The organism is Bradyrhizobium sp. SZCCHNRI3052 (assembly GCF_032484895.1).
Lineage (GTDB): Bacteria > Pseudomonadota > Alphaproteobacteria > Rhizobiales > Xanthobacteraceae > Bradyrhizobium.
On record NZ_JAUETW010000002.1, the window covers coordinates 194,039 to 219,577 of the forward strand.

Below are 25,539 nucleotides of genomic sequence, written 5' to 3' on the forward strand. Positions count from 1 at the left end.
GTCAATCGCTGCAGCTGAAATGAGGTTATCGTGAAAGGATTGATGCAGAACCAGCCTTTGCTACTGTCCTCGCTCTTGAAGCATGCGGAGCGCGTCCATTCGCGGACGGAGATCGTTTCGCGCACCGTGGAGGGCTCGATTCATCGCTATACGTATGGGGATGCGGCGCGTCGCACCAGAAAGCTTGCCGATGCTTTGACCCGCCATGGGATCTTGCAGGGCGATCGTGTCGCAACTCTTGCCTGGAACACGTTCAGGCATTTCGAGATCGAGCATGGCGTCACGGGAATCGGTGCAGTATGGCATGCGATCAACCCGAGGCTTATCCCGGATCAGATCAGCTACATTGCTAATCACGCCGAAGACAAAATCCTGTTCTTCGACAGCTCGTTTCTTCCCCTCGTGGAGAAGCTGGCGGCCGGGCTTTCCTGCGTGAAGATGTTTGTCCTGATGGCGGATCGAGCCGGCATGCCAAGGACGACGCTGCCGAATTTGCTGTGCTACGAGGAATTCGTGGACTTGGGAAAGGAGGAGTTTGAATGGCCGGTATTCGACGAACTTTCGGCCTCCTCCCTGTTCTACACGTCGGGGACCACAGGCAATCCCAAGGGCGTTCTCTACTCGCATCGATCGGATATCCTGCATTGCCTCTGCATCTGCGGTGCGTACGCAATGGGCATTGCGCCGCGCGACACGCTTCTGCCGATGACCCCGATGTTTCACGCGAACGGGGCCTGGGGCCTGACCCATGCAGCTCCCATGGTCGGTGCCAAGCTGGTCCTGCCAGGACCCAAAATGGACGGCGCCGCCATTGCGGAGTTGATCGACAGGGAAGGCGTGACCATGACCGCCGGGGTCCCGACACTCTATTCAAACCTACTCCAGTACTTAGAGTCCAGGGGTACCGGTGCTGGGACGCTCGAGCGCATCATAGTTGCCGGTTCGGCGCCCGCGCCCAGCCTGATCGAGGGTCTTGAGCGCCTGGGCGTCTCGGTCAACCATCTGTGGGGCATGACTGAGACGAGTCCTTGCGGTACGTCTTCGCAGCCGTCGCGACGCACGGCGAGCCTTTCCCCGCAGGATCGGCTTCGACGCAAGACCAGCCAGGGGCAGCCGATCTACGGCGTCGACATCAAGATCGCTGACGAGCGGGGCAGTGAGATGCCACGCGACGGAAAATCCAGCGGCCGATTGATGGTGCGTGGACCGTGGATCATCAGCGGTTACTACGGGGAGGACAAGCCGCTGCTGGAGGACGGCTGGTTCAATACCGGGGATCTCGCTGTGATGGATGATGATAATTACATCCAGCTGACCGATCGCGCCAAAGACGTTGTGAAGTCAGGCGGTGAATGGATTTCGTCCATCGACCTGGAAAACCTGGCGAAGGGATGCCCGGGAGTCACGGAGGCGGCCGTGATCGGCGTTCCTCATCCGAAATGGGAGGAGCGACCGCTGCTTATCGTCGTGCCGACATCCGGAGCGACCGTAACGGCGCAATCGATCAGGGCCTATCTGGACAACAAAATCGCCAAATGGTGGATGCCTGACGATATCGTCTTCGTTGACGCGCTCAGCTATGGCGCGACGGGCAAGATCCAGAAGATGGAGCTGCGCCAACGCTTCTCAGGGCATTATTCCGCGCCAGCGCGAGGGGACAGTGCAAGAGTGCCACAGGGCACTTCAGCGCAGAGCAACGCATCGTGATGCGAACCTCATCGAGCCGTCGCCAGTCCCCGCCGAAAGGCAAACGCCCGGGATCACGCTGCTTGTCTGCGGGTCCTTGCCTTGCTCGGCTTCTGTTCGGGAGAGGCCTTCTCGAGCTTCCCGCGCGCGCCGGGGCCCGGATGGGTATGAACTTCCTTCGCCGACAGCGGTTCGCCGCATTCCGAGCACACCATTACGGGATCGAAGACCTTGCCGCATTTCTTATGCTCATGCAGCAGAGGTCGCCCGCGTTCGTCGACCATGTGCGTGTCGCCCCAATGGACGAGCGCCATCATGATCGGATAGAGATCGAGGCCCTTTTGCGTCAGGATGTACTCATGGCGCTTGGGTGAATCCTGATAAGGAATTCGCCGCAACACGCCGTTCCGCACCAGCTTCTTCAGCCGCTCGGCAAGCAGATGGCGCGTGATCCCGAGCGCAGACTGGAAGCCTTCAAATCGTCGGGTGCGCAGAAAGCATTCGCGTAAAATCAGAAGGGTCCAACGGTCGCCAATTACACCTATGGTTCGCGCCAGTGAACATGGCTCTTCCTCGAGGGCATCCCACTTCATTCGTACTTCTCCACTCTTCCAGCGACGGGTCGCTCGAATCGCCAACGCAACCGTCTTTTCAAGAACCATTCTAGATAGGGACTACGTTCCAAACAACCTCTAACCGATCTGGGCCAAAATAGCAGAAACTGCCAGTTTATTGACAGTTCGTTTTTAGAACTGTATGAGAGTTGGCGATACGGTTCGTGCGGACCAAACATGACCACTTCAACAATGCCTATGCGGGAGAGGCCGGCGTGACAGCTCTGAAGGTTGAATTCCAGTTCGATTTCGGCAGTCCCAACGCCTATCTGGCGGAACGCGCAATACCTGGCGTCGAGCGACGGACAGGCGTGAAGTTTGATTATGTGCCGATACTTCTCGGCGGCATCTACAAGGCGACCGGCAACATGTCCCCGGCGGAGTCGCTGCACGGCATCAAGAACAAGCCCGAATACATGGCGCTCGAGACGCAGCGCTTCATCCGTCGCCACAACATCACGACATTTCGGCAAAACCCGTTTTTCCCGGTGAATACGCTGATGCTGATGCGCGGTGCGGTCGCCGCTCAGTTCGAGGGTATGTTCGAGCCGTATTTCCGGGCCGCTTACCATCACATGTGGGAGGATCCGAAGAAGATGGACGACGTCGAGGTGTTCCGCGCGGCTTTCAAATCCTCAGGGCTCGACATCGACAGGCTGATGGCACGAGCTCAGCAGGACGACGTCAAGAAGAGGCTCATCGACCTGACCACGGATGCGGTCAACCGCGGAGCATTCGGTTCGCCGACGTTCTTCGTCGGCAAGGAGATGTTCTTCGGCAAGGACCAGCTCCGGGACGTCGAGGAATCGATCGTCGAGCAGATGCGACAGCCTGCCGCCAGCATTGCGTGACTCGAAACGCAGCACGAGATAATGCGCCTGGCCGAAGGAGTTGGCGTAATGGCCGGAAGAACCAGCCAGGAGAGGGGAAACGTCATGCCAGGGCCGCTTAGCGGAGTTCGTGTGCTCGATCTGACCGGTGTGGTATCAGGTCCGTTCGCGACGATGTTTTTGGCCGACCAGGGCGCCGACGTGATCAAGATCGAGCCCATTGGTGGCGACATCACCCGCCGCAGCCGCGCCACCATCGACAAGCGCGGTGAGTTCTCGGCGTTGTTCATCTCATCAAACCGTGGCAAGCGTTCGCTTGCGCTCGACGTCAAGAGCGAAGCCGGTCGCGAGGTGCTTGCCAAACTTGTCGCGCAATCCGACGTGCTGGTGCAGAATTTTCGGCCCGGCACGATGGAACGCCTCGGGCTCGGGGCCGCCGAGTTGCGCGGCCGCTATCCGCGGCTGATTTACGTTTCCATCAGCGGCGTCGGCGAAACCGGCCCTTATGTCAAGAAGCGCGTCTACGATCCGATCATTCAGGGTCTCTCGGGGTTCGCCGACATCCAGTCGCAGCCCGTGACCAACCGGCCACAGATGATCAGAACCATCGTTTGCGACAAGACCACGGCCGTCATGACGGCACAAGCGGTTGCAGCAGCGCTCTATGCGCGAGAGAAGACCGGACGAGGGGATCACATCCAGGTCGCGATGCTGGATGCAATGATCTCCTACCTCTGGCCAGAAGGTATGATGCAATACACTGTGGTGGGCGCCGAGGCTGCTGCGGCCGATCCCAATGATCGCCCCGACCTCGTGTTCAAGACCAGCGACGGCTACATCACTTGCGGTACTATCTCGGATTCGGAATGGCAGGGGTTTTGTCGGGCGACAGGTGATCCGGAGCTTGGCACCGACCCACGTTTTGCGACGCCGGCGGCGCGTTCCGTCAATGCGACTGCTCGCATCAACAAGATGGCTGAATACATCGCGCAGCACAACACCGCCGAATGGCTGGAACGGCTCGATGCAGCGGACGTCCCCTGCGCGCCGATCCTGCGCCGTGGGGAGATCATTCACAACGAGCAGGTGATTGCGCGCGATCTCATTGCCGAGTTGGACCAGCCCAGTGTTGGTCGCATTCGACAGCCCAAGCCGGCCGCTCGCTTCGAAGTCAATCCGGCTGCGATCGGTGGCCCTGCCCCCCGAATCGGCGAGCATTCGCGCGAGATCCTGGGTGCGCTCGGCTATGACAATGCCGCAATCGAGAAGATGGCGACCGAAAAATCGGTCCGGATCTCGGGTTAAGCCGGCGGAGCTTTTGGCAGCACCGGCGTAATTGGAACGAGCGGAATGTTAGCTTCCTGGCCGAGCCGATAGGCAGGCCGGGCGTGGATGCGCTCCAGATAGGGCAGGGCGTTATCGCAGACGCCCACCTCATAGGTGATCGCCCATTCGAGACACGTGGTCAGCAGGATATCGGCGCTGGTGAACTGATCGCCCATCAGGTATCGGCGTCCATCGGCAAGCGCGACCTCCACATGGCGCAATTGCTCGCGGAAATACTCGCCTGCCCTGGCGACGACTTCGGGAGCAATGCCGTAGATGGTGCCAAGCCCATCTGCCCGATGGCGCCGCATTACATAGAGGCTAGTGGAATCAAGCTCTGCAACGATGAAGAAGCACCATTCCAGCCAGGCAGCATAGTCGCGCTGCTTTTCTGGGATCAGCGCCCGGTCCCGCGTGGAGTAAGTGCGTGACAGGTACGCGACGATAGCGGCACTCTCGCCGATGCAGAAATCGCCGTCCTGTAGCAGCGGGACCTTCTGCCGCGGATTGAGCGCGGTATATTCCGCCGTCTTGGTTTCCCCAGTACGCGGCCCGATCGGCTTGCTCGTGTAGGCGAGATCGAGCTCGTACATCGCCCAGTGCGCCCGTACGGTCCGGCTGGTGCCTGCTCCCCACAGCGTCAGATTCGGCATGGTGTCCATCTCACCATTTCTCCGCGGAAGGACGGAGGTCGAGTTCATGTGTCCAGCCATCTCTCGTCTGCCCGTGCGCGAACCAATAGGCTTCCGCGATCGATGATGTTTTCGTCAGGCTATCCGGTGGAATCTCGCTCGCCTCCATGCCTTTAGCCGCCTTCATGCGGGCATGGATCGCCGGGCTGTCGACGCCGGCATCGATAATGAGGTGCACCACGTGGATATTTTTTGGGCCCAATTCCCGGGCCATTGACTGCGCGACAGCGCGTAGACCGAATTTCGCGCTGGCGAAGGCCGCATAGCCCGTTCCGCCGCGGAGGCTGGCGGTCGCGCCGGTGAACAGGATGCTGCCCCGACCGCGCGATACCATGTAGCGTGCGGCCTCGCGGCCGACCAGAAATCCGGCGTAACAGGCGAGTTCCCACGCTTTAGAGAACAGCTTCTCGGTTGTCTCCAGTAAAGGCTTGTTGACGTTCGATCCGGCGTTGAAAAGGCAGACCTCGATTGGCCCGATCTCCTTCTCGATGCGCGCGAATATTTCCTGAACCCCGGATTCCTGGCGAGCATCGACACTAAAGGCGTGAATCCTGTGACCCGCCGCTCTCAGCTCCGCCACAAGCGCCTGCGATTTTGCTGCCTCCCGCCTGCAGATACAAACGGTATATCCGCCCTTCGCAAAGCGGCGGGCGACGGCCGCCCCGATCGCGTCGCCAGCGCCGACAAGTATCGCCACTCCGCGGGCTCTCGCCATCTCGATTCCTCCCGATCAGTTCTTATTTGAAACGGTTTAAATAGACTGTGTCGACGATGCTGTAAACGACGTATGCGAGTGATAGAACCAGTTTCGATGCACAGGCCAGATAAATCAATCTGAAAATGTCGATTGACTAGTTCTAAAAAAGAACGTTCAATCGTCGTTAGATGCGGTGAGTGAGCGGGCTGCCGGCGCTAAGCCAAAGACGCCAGATCTAGCCTGATCGGAGGAAAAGCCATGCAAAAGCGGAGCGCGACCGTCGCTGTGATCGGCGCCGGTGACTATATCGGTGCCGAGATCGCGAAGAAATTTGCTTCGGAAGGCTTCACGGTCTTCGCCGGTCGCCGCAACGGCGACAAGCTGGAGCCCTTGGTCAAGGAAATCGAGAAGGCAGGGGGCGAGATTCATGCGCGTTCGCTCGACGCGCGCAAGGAAGATGAGATCGTTTCATTCCTCGGCGATGCCGACAAGCACGCTCCGCTCGAGGTCTGCATCTTCAACATCGGCGCCAATGTCAATTTTCCCATTCTCGACACCACTGAACGGGTGTTCCGCAAAGTTTGGGAAATGGCGTGCTATTCCGGTTTTCTCGCGGGGCGCGAAGCCGCGCGGCTGATGCTGCCCCGCGGCAAGGGCAACATCTTCTTCACAGGCGCGACCGCCAGTCTCCGCGGCGGAACGGGCTATGCGGCGTTCGCCAGCGCAAAGTTTGGCCTTCGCGCGGTTGCGCAGGCGATCGCGCGCGAATTGGGCCCCAAGAACATCCACGTCGCGCACCTCGTCATCGATTCCGGCGTCGATACCGAATGGGTTCGCCAGAGACGGATCGAGGCGCTTGGGCCGAATGCACTGGACAATCCCGACCTGCTGATGCCCCCAGCCTCCGTCGCAGAATCGTATTGGCAGCTCTATCAACAGCCCCGCAGCGCGTGGACGTTCGAGATGGAAATTCGACCGTTCGGCGAAAAGTGGTAACGAGGCCTTTCGATGGAGCTTAAGCTTTCGAAAGAGGATGCTGCTTTCCGCGATGAAGTGCGTGCATTCATCGTGGAGCACTATCCGCAGGAAATGCGGGTGCCGAACCCGGAGACTGACCTGACCAAGGAGCAGACGCTCCTTTGGCATCGCATCCTCTACAAGAAGGGCTGGATCGCGCCGCTGTGGCCGAAGGAATATGGTGGGCCCGGCTGGTCGATCACGCAGCGCTTCATCTTCGAGCAGGAAACCAGCCGAGCCGGGACGCTGCCGCCTTTGGCATTCAGCGTCACCATGGTCGGGCCCGTCATCTACACTTTCGGTAGCAAGGCGCAGAAGGAGAAATTCCTGCCGCGCATTCTCTCCGGCGAGGACTGGTGGTGTCAGGGCTATTCGGAGCCCGGCTCAGGATCGGACCTTGCGTCGGTCAGAACCAAGGCCGTACGTGATGGCGACCATTACGTCGTCAACGGCCACAAGACCTGGACGACGCTGGCGCAGCACGCCGACTGGATCTTTTGCCTGGTGCGGACCGACCCGGCGGCTAAACCGCAGGCCGGCATATCCTTTCTCCTGATCGATATGAAATCGCCCGGCGTGACCGTGCGCCCGATCATCACCATCGACGGCAGCCACGAGGTCAATGACGTCTTCCTGGAAAATGTCCGCGTTCCGATCGAAAACCTGATCGGTGAGGAGAATAAGGGCTGGACCTACGCAAAATTCCTGCTCGGAAACGAGCGCACCAGTATGGCCGGCATCGGCCGTTCGACGCGCTACCTGGATCGGCTGAAGCAAATCGTGAAGGCCGAGATTCCCGAAGAAGATCCGACGTATCTCGAATTCGTACGGGATATCGCACGGATCGAGCTGGACGTGTTGGCCTTGGAAGCAACCGAGCTTCGCGTGGTGGCACAAATGGCCCGCGGGATCGATCCAGGCGCCGCCGCGTCGTTGTTCAAGATTCGGGGTACGGAGATCTTCCAGAACATCACCGAGCTGACGCACCGGGCAATCGGTAATTACGGTCTGGCGATCCGGGAGCATCCCGTCAGTGCCAACCGCTTCATGCCGGGCCCGGCCTACGGTCATACTGCGTCCGAGAAGTACCTGAATTCACGCAAGCTCTCAATCTACGGCGGATCGAACGAGATCCAGCGCAACATCATCGCCAAGGCCGTGCTCGGACTTTAGGCCGAGCGGAGTACGGGGGATCGGATGGATATTCAGTTCACAGAAGAGCAGGCACTATTGCGGTCCAGCGTGCAGCGGCTTCTGCGGGATCGATACGACTTCGAAGCGCGTCGCAAGATCGTAGCCAGCGAAGAAGGCTTCAGTCGCAAGCACTGGGCCTCGTTCGCCGAACTCGGCCTGCTTGCCGCACCTTTTTCGGAGGATGCGGGCGGCCTCGGCGGTGGCCCCCTGGCGACCATGATCGTGATGCAGGAATTCGGCCGTCACCTCGTGGTCGAGCCATTTTTGGAGACGGTCGTTCTGGCCGGCGGCCTGATCGAGAGTGAAGCCTCGCCTGCACAGAGGGATCAGTTCATTCCCAACATCATCTCCGGGAAATCAATCTGGGCGCTGGCCTGGGCCGAAAAGGGCTCGCGCTACGATTTCGCTGACGTCACCACAACGGCGCGCCGCGAAGGTAGTGACTATGTCCTGAACGGCGAAAAGGCGGTCGCGATCGCGGCCCCCTGGGCGGATTACCTGATCGTCTCAGCACGCACCTCGGGCCACCGTCTCGATTCGGAAGGCGTCAGTCTGTTCATCGTTGATCGTCGCGCCGCCAATCTTCACCTGCAAGGCTTCAAGACGATCGACGGCCGCCGAGCGGCCGAGGTCAGCCTCAAGGACGTGCGCGTCGGCAACGATAGCTTGCTAGGCGAAGAAGGAGGGGGCGCTGGCGCGCTAGAGGCGATTTCCGAACGCGTCATTGGCGCGCTGTGTGCCGAGGCCGTCGGCGCGATGGCCGAATTGAACTCGGCGACGCTGGAATACACCAAGACGCGAAAGCAGTTCGGCGTGGCGCTCGGCACCTTCCAGGTTTTGCAGCATCGGATGGTAGACATGTTCATCGCGCATCAGGAAGCGGTGTCCCTGATGCAGCATCTCAACTTAGGTCTGGCGGCAAACGAATCGGGCCTATCGAGACTGGCGTCGGGAGCCAAGGCAAAGGTCGGCTACGCCGCTAGATTCGTGGCCGATCAGGCCGTGCAACTGCATGGCGGCATGGGCATGAGCGACGAGCTCAATGTCGGCCACTACTTCAAGCGGATTTCTTCCATCAACATCCAGTACGGCGATCCCGCATTCCATGTTCTGCGCTATGCGCAGACCGATGCGGCCGCTTAAATCAGAGGCAAAATATGACAGAAGCAGTCATCGTATCGACCGCGCGCACCGGGGTCGGGAAGGCCTACCGCGGGGCGTTGAACAACACCGACGGACCGACCATGGCGGGCCATGTGATCGCGGAAGCCGTCAGGCGCGCCAAGATCGAGCCCGGCGAAGTCGAGGACATCGTGATGGGTTGCGCGATGCAGCAGGGCACCATGGTTATGAACGTCGCTCGCAAAGGCGCGATCCGTGCCGGATTGCCGGTGACGGTTGCCGGCACGACCATTGATCGGCAATGCGCATCCGGCTTGCAGGCCATCGCGGTCGCCGCGCGCTCGATCATGCTTGACGGCGTCGATGTCGCCATCGGAGGCGGCATCGAATCCATCAGCCTCGTCCAGAACGAGTATATGAACAAGTTTCACGCTGTCGACGCCGATTTGATGGCGATGAAGCCGGAAATGTACATGTCGATGCTGGAGACCGCCGAAGTGGTCGCCGAGCGCTACAAGATCGGGCGCGACCGCCAGGATGAATATTCGCTCGACTGCCAGCGTCGCGTCGGAGCCGCGCTGCAGGGTGGGCGCTTCAGTGACGAGATCGTTCCGATCACGACGAAAATGGCTGTCGTCGACAAGGACACCAAGGAGATCTCCTACCAGGAGGTTACCCTGGCACAAGACGAAGGTCCGCGCCCGGAGACCACGGCCGAGGGCTTGGCCAAAATCAAGCCGGTGTTCGAAGGCAAGACCATCAGCGCCGGCAATGCCAGCCAGCTCTCCGATGGCGCGTCGGCTTGCGTAATCATGAGCGACAAGATTGCTGCAAAGAAGGGAATCCGGCCGCTTGGCATTTTCCGCGGCTTCGTCGCCGCGGGTGTCGAGCCCGACGAGATGGGTGTCGGGCCGGTGGCCGCGATCCCTCGCTTGCTGAAACGGCACGGCTTGCGAATCGACGATATCGATCTGTGGGAGCTGAACGAGGCCTATGCGGTTCAGGTGATCTACTGCCGCGACAAGCTGGGCATTGATCCGGACAAATTGAACGTCAACGGTGGGGCGATCGCCATCGGCCACCCCTATGGCATGACGGGCTCGCGACTGGCCGGCCATATCCTGATCGAGGGCCGGCGCCGCAAAGCGAAATTCGGCGTGGTGACGATGTGCATCGGCGGCGGTATGGGCGCGGCCGGACTTTTCGAGATCGTGCACTGATCGGAAACTGGAGGCTTACGTGAAGACAGCTATCACTGAACTATTTGGCATCCAGCATCCGATTATTCAGGGCGGCATGCATTATGTCGGCTTTGCCGAACTGGCTGCAGCGGTGTCCAACGCCGGCGGCCTTGGCATCATCACCGGCTTGACGCAGAAGACGCCGGAGCTGTTGGCCAAGGAGATCGCGCGCTGCCGCGATATGACGGACAAGCCGTTCGGCGTAAACCTCACCTTCCTGCCGACCTTTTCGGCGCCACCCTATCCCGAATACATTCAAGCCATCGCCGAAGGCGGCGTCAGGGCCGTCGAGACCGCGGGCCGCAGTCCCGAGCAATACATGCCAGCGCTCAAGGCGGCTGGCATCAAGGTGATCCACAAGTGCACGTCCGTCCGGCATTCGCTCAAAGCCCAGGAAATCGGGTGCGACGCCGTCAGCGTCGACGGTTTCGAATGCGGCGGTCATCCCGGCGAAGACGACATGCCCAACATGATCCTGTTGCCGCGCGCCGCCGATGAGTTGTCGATCCCATTCGTGGCCTCGGGCGGCATGGCGGATGCCCGCAGCCTGGTCGCGGCGCTGGCGATGGGCGCGGCAGGCATCAATATGGGCACGCGTTTCATCGCTACCAAGGAAGCGCCGGTGCACGACAACGTCAAGAACGCGCTGTTGGAAGCTACCGAACTCGACACCCGCCTTGTAATGCGCAACTTGCGCAACACCGAGCGTGTGTTGAAGAACAAGGGCGTCGATCGCCTGCTGGAGATCGAGCGTGAAAAGGGCAAGAGCCTGAAGATCGAGGACATCCTCGACCAGGTCGCGGGCGTCTACCCCAGGGTCATGATCGATGGCGACATGGATGCCGGGGCCTGGAGCTGCGGCATGGTCGTCGGCCTCATCCATGACATTCCAACGGTGAAGGAACTGATCGATCGCATCATGACCGATGCGGATGCGATCATCCGTCAGCGACTAACCGGCTTCCTCGACGCCGACGAAAATTCCGCCCGAAAGAGGGCTTGAGGCGACAGACGTCCGCTAACGAGGTGGCGGATTGCTGATGGTCCTGGGCCGGGAGGCTGCGTATCATGACCGATGGATCAATTTCGATTGACACCGGAACGGACGAACTACTCTGCTCGGTCCGAGATCGCGTTGCCATTATCACGCTGAACCGGCCCGAAGCGCGGAATTCACTATCGGACCATTTGACGCCGGCGCTGCGCCGGATGATCAGGCAGACTGGCAGCGATCCTGATGTCGGCGCTCTGCTGATCACCGGCGCCGGCACCGCGTTTTGCTCCGGCGGTGATGTCAAGGGTATGGGCACAAAGTCGTCCACGAGGCCCATGGCCTATGGAGACAAGGTCGTACGCCTGATGGAAGGGCAGCGGACGCTGACCGGGGCGCTTGTTTCTCTCCGCAAGCCAACGATCGCGGCGCTTCCGGGGCCGGCCGCCGGCGCCGGCCTTGCCATCGCGCTTGCTTGCGATATCCGGATTGCCTCCGAATCTGCCTTAATGACTACTGGTTATGCCAAGATTGCATTGACCGGAGACTACGGAATTTCCTGGCTGCTGACCCGGTTGGCCGGAACGGCGCGCGCGCGAGAGCTGATGTATTTGTCAGAACGGATCGATGCCCGCCGCTGCGAGGCGTTGGGCCTTGTCAACCGTGTAGTACCCGATGCAGATCTGCTAAGCGAAGCGTTTGTCATCGCAAGAACACTCGCGAATGGTCCGGCCCATGCGTATGCAGCGATCAAAGACAATCTCGATCTGGCGCTGTCGACAGATTTTGTGACATCGCTGGACCATGAAGCCAAAAACATGGTCATGGCGGCGGAGACTGCACAGCATGCTGAAGCCGTAAAGGCGTTCATCGAGAAGCGCGCGCCTGATTTTCGAGGCATTCCATGAAGACAGCAATTGTCATCGGAGTGGGCCCAGAGCGGGGACTGGGGGCCCAGTTGTGCAAGAGATTCGCCGCTGAAGGTTTGAGGGTGATAGTCGCCGGCCGTACGAAACTCGCGCTCGAGACGATCGCAAATGACATTACCTCATCGGGCGGACAGGCTCTCCCGATAGTGGCGGATGCGACGAACGAAGCCGATGTAGTCGCAATGTTCGACAGAGCCGGCGATGAACTCGATCTGGCGATCTATAATGCGGGCAACAACACACCCGGGCGTATTCTGGAGATGGAAGCGGGGTACTTCGAGCAAAGCTGGCGTGTCGTCTGCTTCGGTGGGTTCCTGTTTGGCCGCGAGGCCGTTCGCCGCATGCTGCCGAACAAGGCCGGCACGCTTTTGTTTACCGGCGCCAGTGCTTCGCTGCGCGGAAAAGCGGGGTATGGCGCGTTCAATTCGGCGAAAGCTGGCTTGCGGATTCTCGCGCAGGCCATGGCAAAGGAATATGCCAGCGAAGGGATCCATGTAGGGCACGTCGTTGTCGACGGAGCCATCGCCGGTGACAAGATCTTCAAGCGCATACCCGACGCAGCCCAGCGGGAGAACAGCCTGGTCAGTATCGAGGGCATAGTCGACGCATTTGCGTTCCTCTACCGGCAATCACTGCGAGCATGGTCGTTTGAAGTTGATGTCCGTACCTCCCAGGAAAGGTGGTGATCGCCGTCAAGCCGGTGCCTCATTCATGGGAGGCGGGCCCGTGGCCACCTGAAATTTCTCAGCGTCATGACGTGCAATTGCAAGCCGTGGCCTATGCTCCGCTTCACGGTGCAGGAAGGTGATGGACTACGAACTGGCGTTCGGATTCGTCACTAAGCGTAAAGGCGCGAACATGGCTGCGAAGGCGCGCGATCACATATTTGGCTACACGATTTTCAATGGTTTTTCCGCGCGAGATGCCCAGCTCATAGAGATGGCAGGCCGGCTCGGGCCGGCCAAGGGTAAAAGCTTTGATGGGGGCAATGTGTTGGGGACCCTGGATCGTCACGCATGACGAAATTGACGACTCCTACAAACTCAGGATGGAAGCTCGCGTGAACTGAGAACTTCGTTCTCAAGGTACCAGCGAAGGCGTGCTTTTCTCATTCGAGGAAATCATTGCACACGTCACCCTGGATGAGACGTTGATGCCCGGCGAGTTCATCGAGTCTGACACGGTTGGCAATGGCTGCGGCCTCGAACTCGGTGGTACCTCGAGCATGGAGAGGGCATTGAGCTCGAAGTCGAGAAGATCGGCATCCTGAAGAACCGCGTGGAACGCCGGACTGGTTGATATCGATGACGACTTGCAAAACGCAAGTCATCATGTATTGTGCCTGCAAGAGCCGGAGTGTGCATCTGCAGGTGAGGGGCCGGAAAACAGGAGGCAACTTTGTCCGAGGAAGCGATGGTTGCGCGCGAGGAGCGTGGCAATATCTCCGTTTTGACGATGGTTTACCGGCCGTACAATCTGCTCGGCCCGAAGCTCATCAACGCTATCGTGGAGCAGGTGGAAGCATCGCGAAAGGCGGGTAGCCGTGCCATCGTGATCCGGAGCGGATTGCGCCACTTTTCTGCCGGCGCCGACCTGGACATCTTTGACAAGCGCGTAGCGGAGGGCACATCTGATCAGAGCGGTGAAAATCGGCTGCTGAGCGGGGTCGAGTTCCTCCGCTTCATGGAATTATTGCCGATTCCGTTGATCGCCAGCGTTCATGGCGTTTGCCTCGGCGGCGGGCTCGAGCTCGCGCTGTCATGCGACTATGTCATCGCAGCTTCGTCAGCAAAGATCGGCTCGGTCGAGGCGACGCTTGGGTTGCATCCGCTACTTGGCGGAATCCAGCGGCAAGTTCAGCGGATCGGGGCACAGCGAGCCAAAGAGATGTCGATGTTGGCACGGCGCTACGATGCGCCGACATTGGAGAAGTGGGGCCTGATTAATCTTACCGTGCCCGAGGAATCCTTGGAAAAGGCGACGATGTCTATCGCGGAGGAGTTCGCGCAGGGGCCGACGGTAGCGCACGCGGCGACCAAGGAGCTAGTGCATATTGCGGTCAACGACGGTGTGGTGGCGGCAGACGAGGCGATGGCAAGAGTGCAGGCGCCGATCTGGGCATCGGAAGATCTGAAAACCGGTCTTGCGTCATTCCGCAAGAACGGCCCGGGTCTCGCCAAGTTCGCGGGGCGTTGACATGGGCGGTCCTCTCAACGGAATCCGTGTCGTCGACTTCTCCCGTGTGTTGGCAGGCCCCTTATGCGCGCGAACCTTGCAGGATCTCGGTGCCGAGGTCATCAAGGTGGAGCCGCCAAGCCCGGACGTCTCACGCTTCGCGTTTCCCTCAACCGACGGGATGTCGGGCTATTACGCGCAGCAGAACGCCGGTAAACGCAACGTCAGCATCAATCTCAATGTTCCCGGTGCTTATGAACTCGCACTGAAGCTCTGCGATACCGCCGATGTCGTCGTGGAAAACTTCCGCGCGGGCACGCTTGGTTTCTTCGGCCTTGATTATGAAACCCTGTCCAAGCGCAATCCGCGATTGGTATATGCCTCGATCACCGGCTATGGCCAGGGCGGACCCTGGCGCAGCCGGATGGCCTATGCGCCGACCGTGCAGGCCGAGGCCGGCTTCACCGAAAACAGCATTCGTCACTATGGAGAGGCGTTGACTGAACCGCGCACGGACAGCCTCTCGCACGCGGACGTCTACGCCGGCCTGCAGGCCACCATCGCGATTCTTGGCGCGCTGAATAGCCGCCAAAGGACAGGTCAGGGCCAATATATCGATGTCGCGATGGCTGCGACACTGCTCGCGGTCAACGAACGTGCACATGTCGATCTTTCCGACGATGATATTGGAGCCGAGCCCGCCGTGCTCGGCGCGACGGACTGCTCATTCTTTACCGGACCTAATGGAGAGCATTTCACGGTTGCGACGAGCATTGTCGGCAGCCGGACCTTCCCATCCTGGCTGCGCGCGATGCGTCGCGTGGATTTGATGGACGACCCGCGCTTTGCGAGCGCGGCCGCGCGTCGCTTGAATTTCGGTGTGCTGCACCAGATGATCCAGTCGTGGATCTTGACCTTCCCCGACATGGCGACGCTCGATGCCCAATTCGACGAAGCCAAGATCGCGATGGGCGAGATCCGCTCGATCAAGGAACTAAGCGCGTCGGAATGGAGCGATTATTGGGGCGCAGTGCAGCACGTGCCGGACCGCAGCGGCGGCGAATATCGACTGCCGGGTCGGCCGTGGCGGTTCTCGGCGGAGGAGTTGAAGCCGATCGGAGCACCTGCGTTCCAGGGAGAGCACAATTTCGAGGTGTTCAGCGAACTGGGCGTGAGCCAGGAGGAACTGAGACGCTTGAGCGAAGCGGGTGTGCTGGTCACGCATCCCCGCGCTCTGGAGCCCGAGATTGGCGTCAAACCGCCGGCCGAGTCGGGCCGTGCGGCCTGAGATCCGAGAGAACCATTCGGCTGCGAAGGTTTGCAACCCCCTAGCTGGCACTGGACATACTGGGATTCCGCTCAATATGGTATGAGCTGAATTCGAAGCTAGGAAAACGATGTCCGGTGCGAAGCAGAGCCGTCTTGCCAATAAGGAATGCTCCATGGCTCGTGCCATGGAGGTGGTCGGCGACCGCTGGTCCATCCTGATTCTCCGTGAAGCCTATTATGGCGTGAAGCGGTTCGATGAGTTCGAACACTACATTGGTATTGCTCCCAATATCTTGAGCAATCGCTTGAAGAAGTTCGTCGATGCTGGTGTGATGACGCGCGTGCCGCTGCCCGAACATTCCGGACGATACGAGTACGTGCTGACCGAGAAGGGGCGCGCTTTCTTTCCGGCCTACCTGGCTCTCAAGAAGTGGGGCGATGATTGGCTCGCAGAGCCTGAGGGACCGCAGGTCGTCTTCCGCGATCGTGTCGCTGGGCGCCCGATTGAATTTCCCGTACTGCGGACGTCCAGCGGCAAGCCCCTGCGGCTCGAGGACGTCGAAGTGGTGCCGGGCTCGGGCGCCGTTCCCTTCAATCGCAAGCGATTTGGTGGCACGGCTTCTGCGGAAGCCTCGGCTGGTGTGAGGGCAAGCGCCCAAAGACGAAAGCGGAAGTAGCGGCTTGCCAAGATGCGGCTGAGGCGGCCGGGAGAACGCAGCAGCCGTGGCCCGCTCCGCTTTTACCGGAGCTGAACCCCGCTCTACTGCCAGCGCCGAAAAATGATGCTCGCGTTGACGCCTCCAAAGCCGAAACCGTTGGAGATCGCATGCTCCATCGTCATGGGCCGGGCCTGACCGGCGACAAGGTCGACACCTGCCGCGGCGGCATCGCAAGTTTCGAGATTGAGAGTAGGTGGCGCGACTTGATCGCGCAGCGCCAGAATCGTGAAGATTGCTTCCGCTCCGCCGGCCGCTCCGAGCAGATGGCCAGTTGCGGATTTGGTGGCACTCACGGCAATCTGCCCCTCGCGGCCGAAGACCGCCTTGATCGCCTCCAGTTCGGAAACATCGCCAACTGGCGTTGACGTGGAATGCGCGTTGAGGTGCTGGACGTCACCGGGTTTGAGGCCGGCCTGCCGCAATGCGCCTTCCATGGCGCGGCGCGCACCGTCGCCGTCCTCGGGCCCTGACGTGATGTGGTACGCATCTGCCGTCGTTCCGTAGCCGACGATTTCCGCAATCGGCTTTGCGCCGCGGCGGATCGCATGCTCCAGCTCTTCTATGACCAGGACGCCCGCGCCTTCGCCCATGACAAAGCCGTCGCGATCACGGTCGAAGGGACGGGAAGCGCGGGCGGGCGTTTCATTGAAGCCGGTCGAAAGCGCACGCGCAGCGGCGAACCCGCCCAGGCTCACGAGATCGATGCAGGCTTCCGAACCGCCGCAAACCGCGGCGTCGGCTTCTCCAGATCGGATCAGGCGTGCGGCATCGCCGATTGCCTGCACGCTCGCGGCGCAGGCGGTGACCGGCGCGCCGATGGGACCCTTGAAGCCGTAGCGGATCGAGATGTGGCCAGCCGCGAGATTTGCGAGAAAGGACGGCACGGTGAAAGGCGAGAGACGCCGGACCCCGCGCTGGTCTGTGGTGCGGACCGCTTCCACGATCGCCGGAAAGCCTCCGATGCCGGAAGCGATCACTGTCGCCGTGCGCTCAAGCGAATGCGCGTCGGACGGAGTCCATTCCGCCTGGGCAATGGCCTCGGCCGCGGCGGCAAGCGCGAACAGGATGAAGCGATCCATCCTTCGCTGATCCTTAGGCGCGACGGTCAGATCCGGATCGAATCCGCCCTCTTGATCTTTGGCCCTTGTCGGCACCATTCCTGCGACCCGCGCCGGCAGGGCCGCCGCCCACTCGGGAAGGGCGGCAAGCCCCGAACGGGCCGCGAGCAGCCGTGACCACGCCAGCTCGCTGCCGCAACCCACCGGCGATACCAATCCCAATCCCGTAACGACGACTCGGCGCATCACGGATTCCGTCTCACGAGGAAAGCGCAAGTAGCGCGCGTCTGGTCTCGGTCCGGATCAGATTCGCCCGATACTCCGCCGAAGCGTAGCGATCCGAGAGGCATTCGGTGGTCTCGCTCAGCAATGTGGCCGCCTGGTCGATATTCTCCCGCGACAATGTCTTTCCGGTCAGGAAATCGGCAGCGGCCTGGCCGGCGAAAGCGTGGTTCGCCGCGCCTGTCACGCCGAGGGAGACCTCGGCCACCACGCCGTCTCGCATGCGCACGCCGACCGCAATGCCCACGACAGCAAAGCCGCTCGCGGGATGCCGGATCTTTCGGTATATGAAGCGCATGCCGGCTGTCGGCCGCGGGATATGAATGCTGGTGAGAACCTCGTCCGGTTCCAGCACAGTAGAAAAGATATCGACAAAGAAATCCTGCGCCGCGACCCGTCTGTGGCCGTTCGCGCCAGCGATCTCGATCTCTGCCTTCAGCGCGACGACGACCGCCGGCCAGTCAGCTGCCGGATCGGCATTCGCAAGCGAGCCGCCGATCGTGCCACGGTTACGCACCTGGGGATCGGCTATCAGACTCGCCGCCTGGCGAAAGATGGGCAATTCCTCGAACAGCGTCTCTGATGCAAGCAGGTCGGCATGCCGCGTCAGCGCGCCGATCCTGACTCCGGCTTTGCCGATCTCGATGCCCTTGAGCTCGGTGATGCCTCCGATATCGATCAGAAGTTCGGGCGACGCCAGCCGCAGCTTCAGGGCCGGAAGCAAGGTATGGCCACCGGCCAGGAGCTTCGTTCCGTCGGGATCTTCCCGTAGCAGATCGATGGCCTGGGCGAGCGAAGCCGCGCGGACATAGTTGAAGGCTGCCGGGATCATTGGAGTTCTCCCGAGCTCGCCTCTTGTACCGCCTTCCAGATTCGCGGCGGCGTCAGCGGCATATCGAGATGTTTGATACCGAACGGTGACAACGCATCGAGTACGGCGTGGACCATGCAGGGGGGCGCCGCGATCGAGCCACTCTCGCCGATGCCCTTGACGCCAATCGGATTGGTCGGCGAGGGCGTCTCCTGGAACTGCGAGCGGATGTTCGGCACGTGCTCGGCGCGCGGAACGGCATAGTCGAGCAGCGAGCCGGTCAGGAGTTGTCCATTGTCTGGATCGTAGCTGACCTCTTCATAGAGCGCCTGCGCGATGCCCTGCACGACGCCACCATGAATCTGGCCCGCCGCGAGACGTGGATTGATCAGGGTGCCGACGTCGTCAACCGCGACATAGTCGAGAATGTCGACGATGCCAGTCTCAGGATCGACCTCGACGTAGGTGAGGTGGACGCCTGACGGCGAGCCCATACCGGTTGGGTCGTAAAACTCCGTTTCGTCCAGGCCCGGTGTAACGCCATCCGGCAGCTTGTGGCCGACATAAGCCATGCGGGCCACCTTCGAGAACGTTAACGGCGCGATATCCGTGCCAGGCACGCTGAACGCACCGGCGGAATAGGAAACGTCCTTCTCATCCACTTCCAGCATGCTCGCCGCGATCTTCTTTGCTTTGGCCACGACGCGCTGCGAGCATACATGCACACTGGATCCGCCGACCGCCATCGAGCGGGAATTGAACGTGCCGTGGCCGGCCTGCACTTGCCGCGTGTCCCCCTGCACGATGTCGATGTCCTCAACGGGAATCTGCAGCACGTCCGCGGCAATCTGCGACAGCGACGTGATATGGCCCTGACCCTGGTTCATCGAGCCTGAATAGATCGTCGCCCGGCCGCTGGAATCGATGCTGACCCGCGCACTTTCCCAGCCGCCGCGATCAAATCCGCTGAGCGCCAGCCGCCGCGACGGCGCCATGCCACACATATGCGTATAGGCGGCGATGCCGACGCCGCGATAGACACCGTTGGCACGCAAGGCATCACATTCCTTTCGGCGCCCTTCGTAGTCGAAGGCGGCAAGCGCCTTGTCGAGCAGTCCCTGATAATTACCGCTGTCGTACATCACGCCCGTGCTGCCATACGGTCGATACGGAAATTCCGCTGCTTGAACGAAATTCTTCCGCCGCACCTCGACTTGGTCGAGATGAAGGTGACGCGCGACCGCATCGATCGCCCGCTCGGCGATATAGGCGCCCTCTGGCCGTCCATAGCCGCGATAGGCATCCACCGGCACCGTATTGGTGACAACGACTCGGGATATCGCCTCGTAGTTATCGATCTTATAGGTTCCGGTACCGAAGTTGACGGTGTTCACGGTGGGACCGCCGCTCGCCATGTTCGACAGATAGGCGCCGACATTACCAAGGGTTTCGACTTTCAGGCCCAGGATATTGCCGTCGTTTTTGAACGCGATCTCGATATTCTCCGTGTGCGCGCGACCGTGGCTGGTCGATTGATGGCTTTCGGAGCGGCTTTCCCACCATTTGACTGGCACGCCGAGCTCGCGTGCGAGATAGGGGCAGAGCAAGTCTTCAGGGTAGAGGTGCATTTTGGCGCCAAACCCACCTCCGATATCAGGCGCGATCACCCGCAACTGATGCTCGGGAATACGAACCGTCTCGGCGATCCAGCGCCGGTGCATGTGCGGAACTTGGCTGCCAATATAGACCGTCAGCGTCCCGTCTGGCTCCGGCGTGGCAACGATCGCGCGCGTTTCCATGCAGGTCGGGATCAGGCGGTTGTTGACGACGCGCAGTCCGATGACCTGATCGGCCTCGTGGGCGGCCTTCTGGTAGTCGCCGCCACGCACCTTGTAGATCGTAGTGATGTTGCCGGGAACGTTGTCATGAAGTTGCGGCACGTCCTGCCGGATTGCGGTCTCTTCGTCGATCACGGCAGGCAGCACTTCGTAACCGACGTCGATCAGCCCGACGGCGTCGTAGGCTTCGGCCAACGTTTCCGCCACTACCAGCGCTACGCATTCGCCGACAAAGCGGACGCGGTCGGTCGCGACTACAGGGCGGAACGGCACCTTGCTGCCCGGAAGAACCCAGTTCGGAACAATCGGGCCAATCTTGCCGGCGAGCGCCATCCCGGAAAGGACCAAGCGAACCCCTGGTGCGGCTTTTGCTGCAGAGAGATCGACGCTTCTAATCTCGGCGTGGGCGTGCGGCGATCGCAGTACCGCCATGTGCAGCATGCCCGGCAGCCTGACGTCATCGACGTAGCGGCCCTTGCCAGCGAGCAGCTTGAAATCTTCGCGCCGCTTTAAGGGCCGACCGATATGGCGGATCGCAGGCGTGTCGTTCAAGGCTGCTGCTCCTTCGCTGCGAGGCTTTCAACGGCGCGGACAATGTTGTGATAGCCGGTGCAGCGGCAGATATTGCCGGCAAGTCCATGGCGGATGTCGTGCTCGCCGGGATTGGGATGATCCCTCAGGAGCTGCCGTACGCTCATCACCATGCCCGGCGTACAGAAGCCGCATTGCAGCGCGTGATGTTCGTGAAAGGCGGCCTGAACAGCGCTGAGTTCGCCACCGGGATCGGTCAATCCCTCGACCGTGGTGATCGACGCGCCGTCCGCCGTCACGGCCAGTACCGTGCAGGATTTGACCGCCAGTCCATCGATTTCGACGGTGCAGGCACCGCATTGGGAGGTGTCGCAGCCGACATGGGTGCCGGTGAGGCCAAGATCCTCCCGGATCAGATGGACCAGCAACTTTCGCGCTTCAACGAAAACCGTCTTGCGCGATCCGTTTATCTCGAATGTCACCAAGTGCCGGCTGTGAGGGTCGGGCATTTATCCTCCTGGGATCGGCGCGCGGTTTTTGTTATCCAATAGTCACTCTAATAATAAGAGTGACAAAAATGCAAGACATTTCTTGTCGATGTTCGCGGCTTGGCGCTTGGATGGCGTCCCGAGCATGATTATTCTGCTGAGAAGTGTTGTTAGGAGGGATGATGCGCTCGAAGGGCTTTGAAGGAATGGCGTGCTCGATCGCCGGCGTATTGAACGCTGTCGGTGACCGCTGGGCCATGCTCATCCTGCGCGATCTGTCACTGGGATTGAGCAGATATGACGAGTTGAGGAAGTCGACCGGCGTCACACATGCCACCCTGTCCGATCGGCTCAAGCATCTCGAAGAAAATGAACTGCTCGAGCGGCGTCGGTATCAGACCGGCCCTGAACGCTACGAATACCTTCTGACCCGAAAGGGCAGGGACATTATCCTGGTGATCCAGGCGCTTGCCCAGGTCGGGGACAAGTGGGCGATTACGGGGGATGCGGGTCCGCCGCTCAAATTCATCAACAAGAACAGCGGACGTCCGGTTAAGCTCGCTCTTGTCGATGACAAGTCGGGAGAATTGGTGCGCATGAGGGATGTCCGGCCGTTGGCCGGACCAGGGGCTGACGACCTTGTTCGGTGGCGGCTCGCCAAGTTCGACCAGCGATGATTCGGATTGCAGAAGGTGGACCGGGGGTGAGCTTCCCGATAGAAAATCGGCAAGCGACACCATGTGGGCCGCTTGCCAAGTTCTTTTTGCGAGCTGGCCTCGACTAGCGAACGATGCGCTGGACGGCGATTGCAGTGGCTTCACCGCCGCCGATGCAGAGTGCGGCGACGCCGCGTTTGAGGTTCTGCGCTTCCAGCGCATGCAGCAGCGTCACGATCAATCGCGCGCCGGTGGCGCCGATCGGGTGGCCGAGCGCGCAGGCGCCACCATGGACGTTGAGCTTTTCGCGGGGAATGCCGAGGTCCTTCTGCGCGGCCATCGCCACCACCGCAAAGGCTTCGTTGATTTCAAACAGGTCGACGTCGCCGACGCTCCAGCCGACCTTGTCCAGGAGCTTGCGGATCGCCGGGATCGGCGCGGTGGTGAACCATTGCGGTTCTTGGCTATGGGTGGCGTGGCCCCTGATTTCCGCCAGCGCCGGCAGTCCCTCGCGATCGACGAGCGAGCGCTTCGCCAGGATCAGGGCGGCGGCTCCGTCCGCGTTCGCCGAGGAGGCGGCAGGCGTGATGGTGCCGTTGGCGCGGAACGCCGCCTTCAAGCCTGGGATCTTGGCAGGGTCTACCTTCAGCGGATGCTCGTCATTGGCGATGACGCGCGGCCCTGCTTTTTCGGCCAGAGTGATCGGTGCGATTTCGGCCTTGAACGCGCCGCTTTCCACGGCCTTGCGTGCTCGGATCAGCGTCTCCATCGCATAGGCGTCTTGGTCCTTGCGGGTGAACTGATAGGCTTCGGCCGTGGCCTCGCCGAAGTCACCCATCGAACGGCCGGTCTCATAGGCATCTTCCAGGCCGTCCATCAACATGTGGTCGATGATCCGGTCGTGGCCGGCCCGATAGCCGGCGCGCGCCTTTGCCAGCAGATATGGCGCGTTGCTCATGCTCTCCATGCCACCGGACAGCACGATGGCGGCAGAGCCCGCATTGATGATGTCGTGGCCGAGCATGGTCGCCTTCATGCCGGAGCCGCAAACCTTGTTGATCGTGGTGGCCCCGGTCGCATCAGGCAGTCTGGCGCCGCGCGCAGCCTGGCGGGCCGGCGCCTGCCCCTGGCCGGCCGGCAGCACGTTACCCATGAAGACCTCGTCGATCCGCTCCGGCGCGAGCTTGGCACGCTCCAGCGCTGCCGCGATCGCGTGAGAGCCGAGCTTATGTGCCGAGAGCGGCGACAACTCACCCATGAAACGTCCCAAAGGCGTGCGTACGGCCGAAAGAATGACAACGGGATCGGTGACTGCGGACATGGTGAAATCTCCCCGACAAGCGGTGTTGTTTGTATGACGATAATCATATAATTTGGCTCATCTTGCAATGAAATGTTGCGGGGAGGCATGGCGCAAAATCCAGGACTGAAACGCCGGCGCCGATGCTTAGATGTCGGCTGGAATCGGAGCGGCCGGCCATGGGGCGTTTGGTGTCTGATGAGCCGCCCAGCAGATCTTCTGCAAATCGGATGAAGCACGATGCGTTACGTGAAAGATCATAAGCGTCAGACCCGCGACCGGATCGTCGAGAATGCCTCCTACGGTCTGCGCAAGAAAGGTGCCGAAGCGCTCAGCGTTGTCGATTTTATGCAGCTCGTCGGTCTGACACATGGCGGCTTCTATAACTATTTCGCGTCCCGTGCGGCTCTCGTTGCTGAAGCAACCGGCTTTGCAATGGATCAGACTATCGAGCGCTGGAAGCGGCTGACGAATGGGAGCGCTGTCCCGACGTGCGTTGATGCGATCGTTGCCGATTACCTCAGTCCTCGCCACCGTGACGATCCCACGCACGGTTGCGCGCTTCCGGCGCTCGCCGCCGACATCGGGCGATCAGAAGCGCGGGCACGCCGGAGCTTTGAGCGTAAGCTGGATCAAATGGTCGACGTCCTAGCTGAGCTAAATTCCGGCGCTTCTTCTCAAGAGGCACGCCAGATCGCCACAGGCATCATCTCGACCATGGTAGGTTCAATTCTGCTCGCCCGTGCTGTCAACAGCAAAGCGGCTTCTGACCATATTCTTGGGGCCGGTCGAGAGATCATTGGTGAACTTGGTGCTCGACGGTCCGACCGCGCGGCCAGGAGCTTAGTTCAAAAAAAATGATCGTGATGGCGCCTCTGTTCCACACCGAGGTGCTCGGTGAGGCCCGCTCCTATGTTTTCGCCGGATCTTCGCGCCCCACGTTCTCCGGAGATTTCGGTAGTGTAGGATAGTCGGTATAACCGTGGGCATCCGGACCGTAGAAAGTTTCGGGGCGGGGCTGATTGAGCGGCGCGCCGAGCGCCAAGCGCTTAGGCAGATCCGGATTGGCAATGAATGCCTTTCCGAAGGCAACCGCATCGGCCCAACCCGCATCGAGAACCGCCTGGGCGGTTTCCGCAGTGAAACCTTCATTTGCAATATACTTTCCGCCGAAGGCGGCCTTGAGAGACGGTCCCAAGCTGTCGGGTCCCAAGCGCTCGCGAGCGCAGATGAAGGCGATGCCGCGCCGTCCGAGTTCAGCTGCCACGTATCCGAACGTCGAGGCACGGTCGGAGTCGCCCATGGAATGCACGTCAGCCCGAGGCGCAAGATGCATTCCCACCCGGTCGGGTCCCCATACCGACACTGCAGCATCTGTGGCCTCGAGCAAGAGCCTGGCGCGGCTTTCGATTGAGCCTCCGTACCGATCCGTCCTTTGGTTGGAGCTATCTTGGAGGAATTGGTCCAGCAAATACCCATTCGCGCCGTGTAGCTCCACGCCATCGAAGCCAGCTATCTGGGCAAACTTGGCAGCATTGCGAAATGCTTCGACAACCTCCAAGACTTCTTCTGTCGTAAGCGGGCGCGGCACGCTGAAAGCCCGTTCCGGACGGACAAGGCTGACGTTGCCTTTCGCGGCGATCGGGCTGGGGCCGACCGGCGCCTGACCATCCAGGAATATTGGATCGGAGATCCGGCCGACGTGCCAGATCTGCATGAAAATCCGCCCCCCACGTGCCTTCACCGCGCGTGTAACGGCTTTCCAGCCCTCGACGTGGTCTGCCGACCAAATGCCGGGAACGCCGGCATAGCCCACTGCCTGAGGCGAAACAGGAACACCTTCTGTGATGATCAGACCCGCCGAAGCCCTCTGCGCGTAATACTCCGCCATGATCGCATTGGGGATCCGGCTCTGGCCTGCGCGTAGCCTGGTCAGCGGGGCCATGATGACCCGGTTCGGCAGATGCAGATCGCCAATAGTTACGGGGTCAAACAGCGACGGCATTTAGCCTCCGGAATGCGGTTGCAAGGCGTTCGCGCGAAGTTGTTGATCGGGAGGTTCAAACATCCTGT

The 25,539-nt window shown here is 60.8% G+C and carries 24 protein-coding genes and 1 pseudogene; 16 read left to right on the forward strand and 9 right to left on the reverse strand.

Annotation, left to right across the window (positions count from 1 at the left end):
* The first annotated feature begins 30 nt into the window (after positions 1-30).
* Entirely contained in the window at positions 31-1,707 is a 1,677-nt protein-coding gene (locus QW887_RS06115) for a long-chain-fatty-acid--CoA ligase (protein ID WP_315714196.1), read from the forward strand.
* A gap of 53 nt (positions 1,708-1,760) precedes the next feature.
* Here the strand turns inward: QW887_RS06115 and QW887_RS06120 are convergent, their stop codons facing one another.
* Positions 1,761-2,279: a helix-turn-helix domain-containing protein gene (locus tag QW887_RS06120; protein WP_315714197.1), complete on the reverse strand. Its 519-nt coding sequence runs from the start codon at positions 2,277-2,279 to the stop codon at positions 1,761-1,763.
* A 245-nt stretch (positions 2,280-2,524) separates the two neighbouring features.
* Here QW887_RS06120 and QW887_RS06125 point away from each other — a divergent pair, with 245 nt between their 5' ends.
* Positions 2,525-3,151, forward strand: a complete 627-nt coding sequence (locus tag QW887_RS06125; RefSeq protein WP_315714388.1) for a 2-hydroxychromene-2-carboxylate isomerase — start codon at positions 2,525-2,527, stop codon at positions 3,149-3,151.
* Positions 3,152-3,235: 84 nt separating this feature from the next.
* A complete protein-coding gene (locus tag QW887_RS06130) occupies positions 3,236-4,435 on the forward strand; it encodes a CoA transferase (protein WP_315714389.1) in 1,200 nt (399 codons plus the stop codon).
* Here QW887_RS06130 and QW887_RS06135 read toward each other — a convergent pair.
* Both QW887_RS06135 and QW887_RS06140 read right to left on the reverse strand, forming a co-directional pair.
* Positions 4,432-5,109: a glutathione S-transferase family protein gene (locus tag QW887_RS06135; RefSeq protein ID WP_315714390.1), complete on the reverse strand. Its 678-nt coding sequence runs from the start codon at positions 5,107-5,109 to the stop codon at positions 4,432-4,434. The genes QW887_RS06130 and QW887_RS06135 overlap by 4 nt on opposite strands.
* Before the next feature lie 10 nt (positions 5,110-5,119).
* On the reverse strand, positions 5,120-5,863 hold the full coding sequence (locus tag QW887_RS06140; protein ID WP_315714198.1) for an SDR family NAD(P)-dependent oxidoreductase: 744 nt from the start codon (positions 5,861-5,863) through the stop codon (positions 5,120-5,122).
* A gap of 240 nt (positions 5,864-6,103) precedes the next feature.
* On the opposite strand from QW887_RS06140, the gene QW887_RS06145 reads away from it, so the two are divergent.
* The 11 genes and pseudogenes from QW887_RS06145 (at position 6,104) to QW887_RS06195 (ending at position 16,460) form a co-directional block, all read left to right on the forward strand.
* On the forward strand, positions 6,104-6,841 hold the full coding sequence (locus QW887_RS06145; protein ID WP_315714199.1) for an SDR family oxidoreductase: 738 nt from the start codon (positions 6,104-6,106) through the stop codon (positions 6,839-6,841).
* Between the two features lie 12 nt (positions 6,842-6,853).
* The gene (locus QW887_RS06150) at positions 6,854-8,035 is read left to right on the forward strand and encodes an acyl-CoA dehydrogenase family protein (RefSeq protein WP_315714200.1); all 1,182 of its coding nucleotides are present in this window, start codon (positions 6,854-6,856) and stop codon (positions 8,033-8,035) included.
* Between the two features lie 24 nt (positions 8,036-8,059).
* Positions 8,060-9,199, forward strand: coding sequence for an acyl-CoA dehydrogenase family protein (locus QW887_RS06155; protein WP_315714201.1), 1,140 nt, complete (start codon positions 8,060-8,062; stop codon positions 9,197-9,199).
* 14 nt (positions 9,200-9,213) lie between these two features.
* Positions 9,214-10,398: an acetyl-CoA C-acyltransferase gene (locus QW887_RS06160; protein WP_315714202.1), complete on the forward strand. Its 1,185-nt coding sequence runs from the start codon at positions 9,214-9,216 to the stop codon at positions 10,396-10,398.
* A 19-nt stretch (positions 10,399-10,417) separates the two neighbouring features.
* Positions 10,418-11,422: a nitronate monooxygenase family protein gene (locus tag QW887_RS06165; RefSeq protein ID WP_315714203.1), complete on the forward strand. Its 1,005-nt coding sequence runs from the start codon at positions 10,418-10,420 to the stop codon at positions 11,420-11,422.
* 65 nt (positions 11,423-11,487) lie between these two features.
* Positions 11,488-12,318 carry an enoyl-CoA hydratase-related protein gene (locus QW887_RS06170; protein ID WP_315714204.1) on the forward strand — a complete coding sequence of 277 codons (831 nt, stop codon included), beginning with the start codon at positions 11,488-11,490 and terminating at the stop codon, positions 12,316-12,318.
* Positions 12,315-13,025, forward strand: a complete 711-nt coding sequence (locus QW887_RS06175; protein WP_315714205.1) for an SDR family NAD(P)-dependent oxidoreductase — start codon at positions 12,315-12,317, stop codon at positions 13,023-13,025. Before QW887_RS06170 ends, QW887_RS06175 begins: the two co-directional genes overlap by 4 nt.
* A 106-nt stretch (positions 13,026-13,131) precedes the next feature.
* Positions 13,132-13,638 (forward strand): annotated as a pseudogene (locus QW887_RS34880) (fumarylacetoacetate hydrolase family protein); the annotation flags it as partial.
* 99 nt (positions 13,639-13,737) lie between these two features.
* A complete protein-coding gene (locus tag QW887_RS06185) occupies positions 13,738-14,535 on the forward strand; it encodes an enoyl-CoA hydratase/isomerase family protein (protein WP_315714207.1) in 798 nt (265 codons plus the stop codon).
* 1 nt (position 14,536) lies between these two features.
* Complete coding sequence (locus tag QW887_RS06190; protein ID WP_315714208.1) at positions 14,537-15,802, forward strand: CoA transferase; 1,266 nt, start codon at positions 14,537-14,539, stop codon at positions 15,800-15,802.
* Positions 15,803-15,956: 154 nt separating this feature from the next.
* Positions 15,957-16,460 (forward strand): helix-turn-helix domain-containing protein, encoded by a 504-nt coding sequence (locus QW887_RS06195; RefSeq protein ID WP_315714209.1) that lies wholly within the window; start codon positions 15,957-15,959, stop codon positions 16,458-16,460.
* A gap of 83 nt (positions 16,461-16,543) precedes the next feature.
* On the opposite strand, the gene fabF is transcribed toward QW887_RS06195, so the two are convergent.
* Genes fabF through QW887_RS06215 form a run of 4 tightly spaced genes read right to left on the reverse strand, consistent with a single transcriptional unit; the run spans position 16,544 to position 21,531 of the window.
* Positions 16,544-17,806: a beta-ketoacyl-ACP synthase II gene (gene fabF, locus QW887_RS06200; RefSeq protein WP_315714210.1), complete on the reverse strand. Its 1,263-nt coding sequence runs from the start codon at positions 17,804-17,806 to the stop codon at positions 16,544-16,546.
* Positions 17,807-17,819: 13 nt separating this feature from the next.
* Positions 17,820-18,674: a xanthine dehydrogenase family protein subunit M gene (locus QW887_RS06205; RefSeq protein ID WP_315714211.1), complete on the reverse strand. Its 855-nt coding sequence runs from the start codon at positions 18,672-18,674 to the stop codon at positions 17,820-17,822.
* Positions 18,671-21,043: a xanthine dehydrogenase family protein molybdopterin-binding subunit gene (locus QW887_RS06210; RefSeq protein WP_315714212.1), complete on the reverse strand. Its 2,373-nt coding sequence runs from the start codon at positions 21,041-21,043 to the stop codon at positions 18,671-18,673. Before QW887_RS06210 ends, QW887_RS06205 begins: the two co-directional genes overlap by 4 nt.
* Positions 21,040-21,531 carry a (2Fe-2S)-binding protein gene (locus tag QW887_RS06215; protein ID WP_315714213.1) on the reverse strand — a complete coding sequence of 164 codons (492 nt, stop codon included), beginning with the start codon at positions 21,529-21,531 and terminating at the stop codon, positions 21,040-21,042. The genes QW887_RS06210 and QW887_RS06215 overlap by 4 nt, the downstream gene beginning before the upstream one ends.
* Before the next feature lie 161 nt (positions 21,532-21,692).
* Between QW887_RS06215 and QW887_RS06220 the strand changes: the two genes are divergently transcribed.
* Positions 21,693-22,187, forward strand: coding sequence for a helix-turn-helix domain-containing protein (locus QW887_RS06220; RefSeq protein WP_315714214.1), 495 nt, complete (start codon positions 21,693-21,695; stop codon positions 22,185-22,187).
* 103 nt (positions 22,188-22,290) lie between these two features.
* Here the strand turns inward: QW887_RS06220 and QW887_RS06225 are convergent, their stop codons facing one another.
* A complete protein-coding gene (locus QW887_RS06225) occupies positions 22,291-23,487 on the reverse strand; it encodes an acetyl-CoA C-acyltransferase (protein ID WP_315714215.1) in 1,197 nt (398 codons plus the stop codon).
* Positions 23,488-23,706: 219 nt separating this feature from the next.
* On the opposite strand from QW887_RS06225, the gene QW887_RS06230 reads away from it, so the two are divergent.
* Entirely contained in the window at positions 23,707-24,327 is a 621-nt protein-coding gene (locus QW887_RS06230; protein ID WP_315714216.1) for a TetR/AcrR family transcriptional regulator, read from the forward strand.
* A 49-nt stretch (positions 24,328-24,376) separates the two neighbouring features.
* Here the strand turns inward: QW887_RS06230 and QW887_RS06235 are convergent, their stop codons facing one another.
* Positions 24,377-25,471: an alkene reductase gene (locus tag QW887_RS06235; protein WP_315714217.1), complete on the reverse strand. Its 1,095-nt coding sequence runs from the start codon at positions 25,469-25,471 to the stop codon at positions 24,377-24,379.
* Between the last annotated feature and the right edge of the window lie 68 nt (positions 25,472-25,539).